The organism is Yoonia sp. (assembly GCF_042093035.1).
Lineage (GTDB): Bacteria > Pseudomonadota > Alphaproteobacteria > Rhodobacterales > Rhodobacteraceae > Yoonia.
The window spans coordinates 1-9361 of the sequence record NZ_JBELFI010000102.1 but is presented as its reverse complement, the minus strand read 5'-3'; the positions used below and the strand labels follow the sequence as shown (position 1 = coordinate 9361).

Sequence of the window (9361 nt, the reverse complement as noted above, 5' to 3'; positions counted from 1 at the left end):
GGCGCCAGCGAAACCATAAAGAGGCCCAAACCAAAAAAAGACGTGAAGATCAAACCGATGATCGTGTCTTCTTTCAGCCCTGATCTTTGGTTCAAAAACAGCATCACACCCGCTGCCAATCCCCCCGCTGCAAAGGCACCAAGCGCAAAAGGCAAGCCCAGCATATAGGCCCCTGCAACGCCGGGGACGATCGAATGGCTCAGTGCGTCACCTATCAGCGACCAGCCTTTCAGCATCAGATAGGACGACAAAAACCCGCAAATACCGCCCACCAAAGACGATACCCACATGGCATTGAACATGTAGCCATAGCCGAAGGGTTCCAGCAGAAGATCCATCAACTTGGCTCTTTCTCGCGGTCGGGGGTCTCTTTGGCGTCGTCGCCATAAACGACAAACGGGCGCTCATCATCGGTAATGACACGAATTTCGCGACTGTCATCGTCGTCATGCAGATCCGAACCACCCAGCACGAAATGGCGCAGCACCCCGCCAAAGGCCACTTCAAGGTTTTCACGGGTGAAGGTTTCTTCGGTCAGCCCGTAAGCCAGCACAGTGCCTTTGACCAAGACCGTGCGGTCACAAAATTCCGGCACAGAGCCAAGATTGTGGGTGGACACAAGGATCACCCGCCCCTCATCGCGCAGATCGCGCAACAAGGCGACAATGGCGTCCTCGGTTTGCACGTCAACGCCGGTGAACGGCTCATCAAGCAAGATCACCCGACCTTCCTGTGCCAGCGCCCGCGCAAGAAACACACGCTTGCGCTGCCCACCTGACAATTCACCGATCTGGCGGTAGCGATAGTCTGACATGTTCACCCGTGCCAGCGCATCGGTCACGGCCGTTTGATCTGCCGGCTTGGGACGGCGGAAAAAGCCCATATGCCCGTAGCGTCCCATCATCACCACATCTTCCACCAAAACCGGGAAGGTCCAGTCAACCTCCTCGGATTGGGGAACATAAGCCACGATATTTTTCGACAAAGCCTCTTTCACGGGCATTCCAAGGATCGAAATCTCACCCCTTGCTGCTGGAACAAAGCCCATTATCGCCTTGAACAGCGTGGACTTTCCGGCTCCGTTCACCCCCACAAGCGCGGTAATCGTACCAGTGGGGATTTCAAAGTTCGCGTTGTGCAAGGCAGTGTGACCATTGCGGTAGGTCACCGTCACGTCACGCGAGATCAGGCCGGGTACTTGGGTCATTCGGTCAGACCTTTTGCAATGGTTTCAGAGGTGACGCGCAGCAGATCAAGGTATGTCGGCACGGGGCCGTCCGCCTCTGTCAGGCTATCAACGTAGAGGACGCCCTTGTATTCCGCGTCGGTCTCGCGGGCGACTTGTTCGGCTGGCGCCTGGCTGACAGTGCTTTCGCAAAAGACGCCGGGGATATTGTTTTCGCGCACCTTGTCAATGACACGGCGCACCTGTTGCGGGGTGCCTTGGGCATCCGCGTTGATCGGCCAGAGATAAAGCTCCTGCATCCCGAAATCACGGGCGAGGTAACTGAAGGCGCCCTCGCAACTGACAAGCCAGCGCTGGTCTTGCGGTATTTTCTGGATGGCTTCACGAATAGGCGCAATCGTTGCAGATATCTCTGCCTTATATGCAGCGGCATTGGCGATATAGATGTCAGCATTTTCGGGATCATGTTCGACAAAGGCATCACGGATGTTGTCAACGTAGATCAGCCCGCTCTCAAGGCTCATCCACGCGTGAGGATTTGGCTTACCGTTATATTCACCCGACGAAATACTCATCAATTCGACACCTTCACTGACAGTTGCGCTTGGCACATCGGTGAGGTTGGAAAAGAACTGTTCGAACCATAACTCAAGATTCAGCCCGTTCCAGAGGATCAGATCTGCATCCTGCGCACGGATGATATCGCGCGGCGTGGGCTGATAGCCGTGGATCTCCGCGCCTGCCTTTGTGACGCTTTCAACGATGGCGGCCTCGCCTGCCACGTTTTGCGCGATATCCGCAATCACTGTAAAGGTCGTGACCGCCTTGAAACGGTCCTGAGCAAATGCAGAGGTGGCCAGTGCTGTCACACAGACAGCACCCAAGAAAGATCTCATTATCGTCAATCCATTGTCCTTTCGCGCGAGGAGCGTCAACACAGGTTTTGCTTATGCGACTTATTCGCAATACATACAAGACACGATAGATCGCAAGACCAAAACACATCGGACAGGCCATTTTGACATGCGCAGTTGTGGCCCGCCCAGACGCTTTGCAACTATTGCGCAGGTGTTGCCAGAGAAATCTCCTTTTCTTTGGGTTTCAACTTGCGCAGGCAAAGCCACAGCAGCGGAGGCACGGTCAACAGCGTCAGAAACGCGGACATCGACAGCCCACCCACGACGACAGCGCCAAGGCCGCGATAAAGCCCGATCCTTTGCCGGGAAAGCCGACATCGGGAAACATCCCTATCACGCTTTTCAGCGGCGACATAAAGATCGGGCGGATGCGATTGCGCGTTGCTTCCTCAATGGCGGCGACAGGTTCCATCCTTTCTTCTGGTAAATGATACAAAGCCTGTTGCACGCTTAAGGCAGAAGGGAAAGCCACAGCCAGACCGTCAGGATCGACAAGCCCGTCGCGATCAATACAGCCGAAGCCGCAACGCGCCGGGCCTTGCCGTACATGTTGGCAAAAACATAAGTGTTGATCCCCGGTGCCATTGCAGCCGTCAAAATGGCAGAGCGCAGCGCCGCATCGCTGAGATCATTGGCCCGCGCCAGACCCCAGACGATGAGTGGATGCAGGACCAAGGACACAGCAGCGACGAAGAGGATGATGCGCATATCACCCTCCGGGCGGTAACGGTAAAGCACACCGCCCAATCCAAACAAGGCGGCTGGCAAGGCCGCCTGCACCATAAGATCAATCGCGTCCGTGGCCACTTCTGGCATCGGAACGCCCCCAAGGTTCACGATGAAACCGAGGGTAATGCCCAAGATTAGCGCATTGTTGAACATCCCCTTGAGCACCTTGCGCGGCAATGCCCTCATGCTGCCGCCACGGTTGCGCGCGATCTCCATCGCAGTGATGCCGACCGCGTAGCAAAACGGCGAATGGATCGCGATAATGGCGTAGTTCGCTTGCAGCGCGGAGACGCCATAGGCACGTTCGGTAATGGGTAGGCCAAGCAGCAGAGAATTGGAGAACAGGCCACAAAAGCCGATGGCAACGCTGTCTTCCCAATCCCGTCCGAACAGGAAGCGCGCGCCCAGAAGCCCTGCCGCAAAACCCGCCAATGCCCCGGCATAGAAACTGCCCAAAAGAGCCAAATCAAAATTCTGCTCCAGATCGAGCGTCGAAATTGCCCGAAACAACAAACTGGGAATTGCGAAATTCTGGGTGAATTTCATCAGCCCATCCACGCCAGTATCGCTAAAATACCTTTTCCAGACGGCCAGATAGCCAAATCCCATCACCAGAAAGACAGGCAGGATCACATCAAGAAGAGCGGCCATTGGCGGGTCCTTTGGATAGCGGCTGCGCCGCGACTTTGATGCCTCCGGCGGGGATATTTTTGCTCGGAAGAAGGGTCAGAGCTTGATCGTGCAGGTCAATCCGTCATAGGCCGGTTCGATGTGATCGGGGGTTTCGGCGGCGACTGTCGCGTAGTCCAGATCATTGTGCATGTTTGTCAGGATTGCGTGGCGTGGCGCAGCGCGGTCGATCCATTCCAGCGTATTGGCCAAATGCGAATGTGTCGGGTGCGGATCGCGCCGCAACGCATCCACGATCCAGCAGTCGAGGTCTTGCAATTGCGCCCAGGCCTTGTCGGGAATGCTGGAGACATCCGGCAGGTAGGCCACATCGCCGATGCGGAACCCCAAGGCGTCGATCCGTCCGTGTTCGACCTCAAAGGGGGTCAATGTGATCTCCCCCCCGGCTCCGCCAACGACGATATCGCCGTTGATCGCATTGAGTTCGCAGATCGGCGGGTAGTTTGACCCTTTGGGTTGCACAAAAGCATAGCCGAACCGCCCCAGAAGATCGTTGGAGGTGTCGCCGTCTGCCCAGACCTGCAATCTCTGGCGCATGTTAAAGACAATCATCCTCAGGTCATCGATCCCATGCACATGATCGGCATGGCCATGCGTGTAGACAACCGCGTCCAGGGTCGCGACCTGCGCCAACAGAAGCTGGCTGCGCATATCGGGTGATGTGTCAATCAACACCTGCGTAACGCCACCCCCCGATTGCCGTGTGACCAGCAGCGAACAGCGTGACCGGGCGTTTTTGGGATTTTTAGGGTCACAAGCCCCCCAAAGCCCGCCCAGACGCGGCACGCCCCCCGAAGACCCGCAGCCAAGAATGCGAAAGCGGATTGTGTCGCTCATCCTTTGGCCTTCCAGAAAAGGCGGTCGAAGTTGGCCGTTGTTTGCGCGGCAAAGTCTGCGTAGCTGAGGCCGAAGACATCTGCACCCACGCGGGCGGTATGAGCGGTATAGGCGGGTTCATTGCGCCGACCCCGATGGGGAGGTGGTGCCAGATAGGGGCTGTCGGTTTCGACCAATACGCGGTCAACCGGTGCGGTTGCGAAAATATCGCGCAATTCCTGGCTTTTGGGAAAAGCCACAATGCCAGACATCGACAGGTAGAAATCCAAATCCAGTGCGGCTTTGGCCAATGATACGCTGCTGGAGAAGCAATGCATCACGCAAGCATAGGGGCCGTTTGCATATTCGTCGCGCAGGATCGCGGCCATGTCATCATCTGCCGCGCGGGCGTGGATAATGAGCGGCAACTTTGTTTCGCGGGCGGCTGCAATATGGACACGCAGGGACATCTTTTGGATCTCGGCGCTTTCGGACGTGTAATGATAGTCGAGGCCGGTTTCACCGATCCCGACAAATTTGGGATGATCGGCCAAGGCAATCAATTCATCGACCGTGGCCAAAGGTTCATCCGCCGCACTCATCGGGTGCGTACCTGCCGCGTAGAAAACCGATGCGTATCTTTCCGCGATGGCCCGCACCCGCGGCTCAAGCCGCAGCTTGGTGCAGATCGTCACCATACGGGTCACGCCAGCTTCAAGCGCGCGCGCCACCACATCATCGCGCGCCGCATCAAAGTCGGCAAAATCGAGGTGGCAGTGGCTATCAACAAGAAGGCTTTGGGTCATGCGGGCTGCTTTCAGGCGACGGCCGTGGCGTTTGCGGTCTCTTCGATCTTGAAAATCATATCAAGGATCAGTGCCGCAGGGTCAAGGTTGACAGCGCGCCCATGACGTGAACGGTCGGTCAATTCCTGCTGAAGCTGGGCCCAAGCGCGGGCCGCCCGCGCATCTGGAGCAATACGGGCCAGAAGTCGCGCCTCGCCGGGCGCGCCTTGCGTTGAGGGTTCGCCCATCAGCCCGGCACGCGCCGCCCGCGACAAAAACAGGTCGATCAAATCCAATGTCATGCCAAACCGCACATCAGCACCCCGCCCCGCACAGGTATCCGCCAGGCGCAATGCGGACGGGCGGTCAACGCGCGGCAACCCGTTCAGCGTCTTGACCAATTCCGCGTATAGCGACAACCCATCGTGACTGAGCAGGCGGATCGCATCACCAATGGAGCCCCCGGCCAATGTCGCAAGGCTCTCGGATTGCGCCACCGGATGGCCCGCTTGCGCCAAAGCCTGCTGAAGATCTTCCGCCCCCAAACGCACGCAACGCAACTCCCGACACCGCGAACGGATCGTGGGCAACAGCCGTGACGGTTGGTGGGCGACCAGCAGGATCGTTGTCAGCGCCGGTGGCTCTTCAAGCTCCTTGAGGATCGCGTTGGCCGCATTGCGGTTCAGCTCATCGGCGGCATCAACGATCACCACGCGGCGGCCGCCATCTGCCGCTGACATATGAAAGAAGCTTTTAATATTGCGGACCGCGTCCACGGTAATTTCGGACTTCAATTTCTTTGTTTTCTCATCCCAAGGCCTGCGGATCAGCGAAAGCCGTGGATGCGCGCCGGATTGGATCAGCCTTGCGTCCGGATGCTCTGGATCAACGGCAAGGGATGGATCGCCAAACAGGCCTGTCGGTTGGTCGGCCAGAAGAAAAGTTGCGATTTTCCATGCCAGCGTCGCTTTGCCAACACCGCGAGGTCCGGTGATTAACCAGCCGGAGTGCAGACGCCCTGCGGTGAAGGCATCCAGAAAACCAGCCTCTGCCTGCGCCTGTCCAAAAAGCGCTGCGGTCTGCCGCGGATGCGGCGCCCCGGCTACGCGGTCTGGCTCCGGTACGGCATCATCGCTCATGCGTGGGCCGCGATTTCGCTGGCGATTTGGTCGGCGGTCCGGTCGCCGTCAATCAAGACACAACGATCAGGGTTTGCATGGGCCAACGCCAAAAATCCATGGCGAAGTGTTTCCTGAAACGCCAGACCGAAGTCCTCGAAACGATCTTCGCCGGATTTGCGCGCAAGACCACGGTCCAGCGCGGTGGCAGGGTCCATATCGATAATGAACGTCAGGTCAGGTTCGCGACCAATCATTAACCGATGCAGGCTATCAACCATCCCGCGCAGATCACCACGCGTTGCCCCCTGATAAACCCGTGTGCTATCAGCAAACCGATCAGAAACCACGGTTTTTCCCGCCGCAAGTGCCGGCTCTATTGTCTTTTCCAGATGATCGCGCCGTGCCGCGGTGAACAGCAAAATCTCAGTTTCGGCAGACCAGCGGTCCGGATCGCCGGTCAACAAAAGCTGGCGGATTTCCTCGGCCCCCGGACTACCGCCCGGTTCGCGTGTCATAACGACGTCATCACCTTTCGCACGCAAATGGTCCGCAAAGCGCCGCGATTGCGTGGATTTTCCAGAACCATCTATGCCTTCAAACGTAATGAAACGCGGCTGGCTCATGCGCCCTCTGCTGTGCTGTCGATGTTTGGCCCGAACTTCTGCCAAAGCACCAAGGCGGCCGTCCGCATCCGTGTGGCGAAACCGCCGCGTGCGACATCTGCGTCAGCCACCAAGGGGATGCGTTTTTCGGGAAGCGAACTAAAATTGATGACCAATTCCCCCAATTTCTGGCCTGCCACGATCGGCGCTTCAATCGGGCCGTCATAAACCACCTGCGCAGTTACCTCGTCTTGATTGAGGGCGGGCACGAGGATTGACAGATCTTCGACGACAGTCAGCCCGACAGAGGGCGCGTCGCCCATCCAGACCTCTGCGTTGGCGATTTCTGTGCCGGCGGTCGCGACGTCTGCCTGGGCAAACTGGCGAAACGCCCAATTCATCATTTTGATCGATTCCTCACGCCGCGCCTGGCGTGAATCCAGCCCGGTAAATACCCAGATAATCCGGCGCCCATCCTGTTTGGCAGAGCCGACAAGACCGTATCCGGCCTCGTCGGTAAAGCCTGTTTTCAGCCCATCCGCACCCATGCCCAACGTCAGAACCGGGTTGCGATTGCGTGAATTTGAAGGCACCCGCCCGTCAAAGGCAAATTCCGTTTCCGCAAAAATCGGATAGAACGTCGGGAAATCGGTAATCAGGCGATTGGCCAGTATGCCCAGATCTTCCATTGACATGCGGTGGCCGGCAACAGGCCAGCCGCTGGCATTCACGAAAGTAGAGTTCATCATCCCCATCTGGCGCGCACGTTCCGTCATCAGTCGTGCAAACCCGGCCTCTGTTCCATCCGGCGACAAGGCTTCGGCCAGAACGACGCTTGCATCATTGCCTGACAAAACTATGACACCGCGCAACAGGTCTTCGACAGATACCCGGTCGGTGGTGTCCAAAAACATCGACGACCCGGCATAACTGGCGGCATTTGATGACACCGAAAGCATCTCATCAATCGCAAGCCGGCCATCGGCGACAGCTTCAAACGTCATGTAGATCGTCATCAGCTTTGACATTGACGCAGGCGGCAGCGGTTCTTGTGCGTTCTTGGACAAGAGCACCGTCCCCGTGGTCTGGTCGAAAATATACGCAGCACGGGCTGGCGTTTCGAGCGCCTGCAGGAAGGCGGGCGCAATCATCAGACAGACGGTAAAGGCAAACCGGCGAAGTGCGGTCAATGGCATCATTTGGGTCCTCTCTTTGGATAAGTTATTCATCAGCGTCCGCCGCGATATAGGCATCGACAAATCCAAGTGCCTTGAGTTGCGCAATCCCAGTTTCATCATACATGGGTCCGGCAATCACACGCCAGACGGTGCGGCCACCCATCGTTTCGGGCAGCACAACGGCATTTATGCCGTTCTCGATAATCAGACCGGCCGATGCATTCGCGTTCAGCTCCATGCTGAAAACACCAACCTGTGCCCGCGGGCCATCCGCGGGGGGGGGGGCGCGGTGAGAACGCTCGACACATCGATGACATCATCAGCTGGCACAGTAGGGGAAGGCTCCGGTGCCGCTTCAGCGACTGTGGTAGCGGCCGATGCAGCGTCTTCAATTGCCGCTGTTGCGGCTTCCACCGCGGGCGGCAGTGCGATGACGACAGGCTCAGGCGTTGGCTCTGGCACAGGTGCCGCCGCGACCGCAGGCTCCTCTACGGGTGTGAGCGGTTCTGCTTCAATGTTGACGGGGGCTTCAAGGCTTTCGACAATAGGGTTTTCGGTTGGATCTGGCGGCAACGCCACCTCTTCACGACGCAAAGCAACGACACTCAACTGGGTCGGGGCACCGGGCAGAACACCCAGAGTTTCAGCAGCGTCCGACGAGATTTGCAAAGGAGGGCCGGGGTTGTCACGCTCCCGACGGAACAAAGCGCCCTTGACCTCTCGGCCGTTTTCGATGTTGCGGATCACGACACGCTCAGGGTCCTGCACATCGGGGTGGGCCACCCAGACACCGCCAAGCGAGGGACGGCCATCCCAAAGTCCACGATCGTTGACTTCAAATATATCGGGGCGTTCCACGTCACGTTCTTGCGAGGTGCGTGTAGGGGCAGCGTCCGGGGGTGCTGTTGTGGTTGGACCCGATTGGCCCAGTCCAGGCAGTGCAAATCCGCCGGTTTCAGTACAGGCCGCCAGTAAAACCGCGGCGAGTGTAATGACCGGCACCCGCCGTCTGAACTGCATCATTGCGCGTCTTTTCATTGCCCATTGCCCCTTTTTGTTGCCTCGCGTTTGCGCAAGGCGATGCCATGAAAGGCCATTTTTATTGCCACCCAAGGACTGCCCAATCGTCCGAACAAGTCGCGGTTCGCGAACAATCGGCCAGCTTGACGCCAAAGATAGCGCCGTGAGGTGCGTTTTGAAAGGCTGATCGCCAATTTGTCGACGGATATTCGCAAGGGAACGATGATGCTTTTCGAATCAGAACCGACAGGCTAACAGGCAGGTGTCGGAGGAGTGGCAGAGTGGTTGAATGCACCGGTCTTGAAAACCGACGTAGG

The 9361-nt window shown here is 57.7% G+C and carries 12 protein-coding genes; all 12 read right to left on the bottom strand.

What is annotated here, in order from left to right; genetic code table 11:
* Positions 1 to 341 (bottom strand): metal ABC transporter permease (locus ACFDSS_RS11750; RefSeq protein WP_375255931.1); only part of this gene is annotated, 341 nt, incomplete at its 3' end.
* Positions 338 to 1207 (bottom strand): manganese/iron ABC transporter ATP-binding protein, encoded by an 870-nt coding sequence (locus tag ACFDSS_RS11745; RefSeq protein ID WP_375255930.1) that lies wholly within the window; start codon positions 1205 to 1207, stop codon positions 338 to 340. The genes ACFDSS_RS11750 and ACFDSS_RS11745, both read right to left, overlap by 4 nt.
* The gene (locus ACFDSS_RS11740) at positions 1204 to 2082 is read right to left on the bottom strand and encodes a metal ABC transporter substrate-binding protein (protein ID WP_375255929.1); all 879 of its coding nucleotides are present in this window, start codon (positions 2080 to 2082) and stop codon (positions 1204 to 1206) included. The genes ACFDSS_RS11745 and ACFDSS_RS11740 overlap by 4 nt, the downstream gene beginning before the upstream one ends.
* 253 nt (positions 2083 to 2335) lie before the next feature.
* Positions 2336 to 2515 carry a hypothetical protein gene (locus ACFDSS_RS11735; protein ID WP_375255928.1) on the bottom strand — a complete coding sequence of 60 codons (180 nt, stop codon included), beginning with the start codon at positions 2513 to 2515 and terminating at the stop codon, positions 2336 to 2338.
* Between the two features lie 38 nt (positions 2516 to 2553).
* Complete coding sequence (locus tag ACFDSS_RS11730) at positions 2554 to 3483, bottom strand: AEC family transporter (RefSeq protein ID WP_375255927.1); 930 nt, start codon at positions 3481 to 3483, stop codon at positions 2554 to 2556.
* Positions 3484 to 3558: 75 nt separating this feature from the next.
* Positions 3559 to 4359 carry an MBL fold metallo-hydrolase gene (locus ACFDSS_RS11725; protein WP_375255926.1) on the bottom strand — a complete coding sequence of 267 codons (801 nt, stop codon included), beginning with the start codon at positions 4357 to 4359 and terminating at the stop codon, positions 3559 to 3561.
* Complete coding sequence (locus tag ACFDSS_RS11720) at positions 4356 to 5144, bottom strand: TatD family hydrolase (RefSeq protein ID WP_375255925.1); 789 nt, start codon at positions 5142 to 5144, stop codon at positions 4356 to 4358. Before ACFDSS_RS11720 ends, ACFDSS_RS11725 begins: the two co-directional genes overlap by 4 nt.
* Positions 5145 to 5155: 11 nt before the next feature.
* On the bottom strand, positions 5156 to 6262 hold the full coding sequence (locus ACFDSS_RS11715; protein WP_375255924.1) for a DNA polymerase III subunit delta': 1107 nt from the start codon (positions 6260 to 6262) through the stop codon (positions 5156 to 5158).
* The gene (gene tmk, locus ACFDSS_RS11710) at positions 6259 to 6867 is read right to left on the bottom strand and encodes a dTMP kinase (protein ID WP_375255923.1); all 609 of its coding nucleotides are present in this window, start codon (positions 6865 to 6867) and stop codon (positions 6259 to 6261) included. The genes ACFDSS_RS11715 and tmk overlap by 4 nt, the downstream gene beginning before the upstream one ends.
* Complete coding sequence (locus ACFDSS_RS11705) at positions 6864 to 8042, bottom strand: D-alanyl-D-alanine carboxypeptidase family protein (RefSeq protein WP_375255922.1); 1179 nt, start codon at positions 8040 to 8042, stop codon at positions 6864 to 6866. The genes tmk and ACFDSS_RS11705 overlap by 4 nt, the downstream gene beginning before the upstream one ends.
* Before the next feature lie 25 nt (positions 8043 to 8067).
* On the bottom strand, positions 8068 to 8262 hold the full coding sequence (locus ACFDSS_RS11700) for a hypothetical protein (protein WP_375255921.1): 195 nt from the start codon (positions 8260 to 8262) through the stop codon (positions 8068 to 8070).
* On the bottom strand, positions 8253 to 9062 hold the full coding sequence (locus ACFDSS_RS11695; protein WP_375255920.1) for a hypothetical protein: 810 nt from the start codon (positions 9060 to 9062) through the stop codon (positions 8253 to 8255). Before ACFDSS_RS11695 ends, ACFDSS_RS11700 begins: the two co-directional genes overlap by 10 nt.
* Positions 9063 to 9361: the final 299 nt, after the last annotated feature.

Coding starts and splice junctions, on each gene's coding strand:
- ACFDSS_RS11745 (WP_375255930.1), bottom strand. CDS start 1,207: ATGACCCAAGTACCCGGCCTGATCTCGCGTGACGTGACGGTGACCTAC.
- ACFDSS_RS11740 (WP_375255929.1), bottom strand. CDS start 2,082: ATGAGATCTTTCTTGGGTGCTGTCTGTGTGACAGCACTGGCCACCTCT.
- ACFDSS_RS11735 (WP_375255928.1), bottom strand. CDS start 2,515: ATGGAACCTGTCGCCGCCATTGAGGAAGCAACGCGCAATCGCATCCGC.
- ACFDSS_RS11730 (WP_375255927.1), bottom strand. CDS start 3,483: ATGGCCGCTCTTCTTGATGTGATCCTGCCTGTCTTTCTGGTGATGGGA.
- ACFDSS_RS11725 (WP_375255926.1), bottom strand. CDS start 4,359: ATGAGCGACACAATCCGCTTTCGCATTCTTGGCTGCGGGTCTTCGGGG.
- ACFDSS_RS11720 (WP_375255925.1), bottom strand. CDS start 5,144: ATGACCCAAAGCCTTCTTGTTGATAGCCACTGCCACCTCGATTTTGCC.
- ACFDSS_RS11715 (WP_375255924.1), bottom strand. CDS start 6,262: ATGAGCGATGATGCCGTACCGGAGCCAGACCGCGTAGCCGGGGCGCCG.
- tmk (WP_375255923.1), bottom strand. CDS start 6,867: ATGAGCCAGCCGCGTTTCATTACGTTTGAAGGCATAGATGGTTCTGGA.
- ACFDSS_RS11705 (WP_375255922.1), bottom strand. CDS start 8,042: ATGCCATTGACCGCACTTCGCCGGTTTGCCTTTACCGTCTGTCTGATG.
- ACFDSS_RS11700 (WP_375255921.1), bottom strand. CDS start 8,262: ATGGAGCTGAACGCGAATGCATCGGCCGGTCTGATTATCGAGAACGGC.
- ACFDSS_RS11695 (WP_375255920.1), bottom strand. CDS start 9,062: ATGAAAAGACGCGCAATGATGCAGTTCAGACGGCGGGTGCCGGTCATT.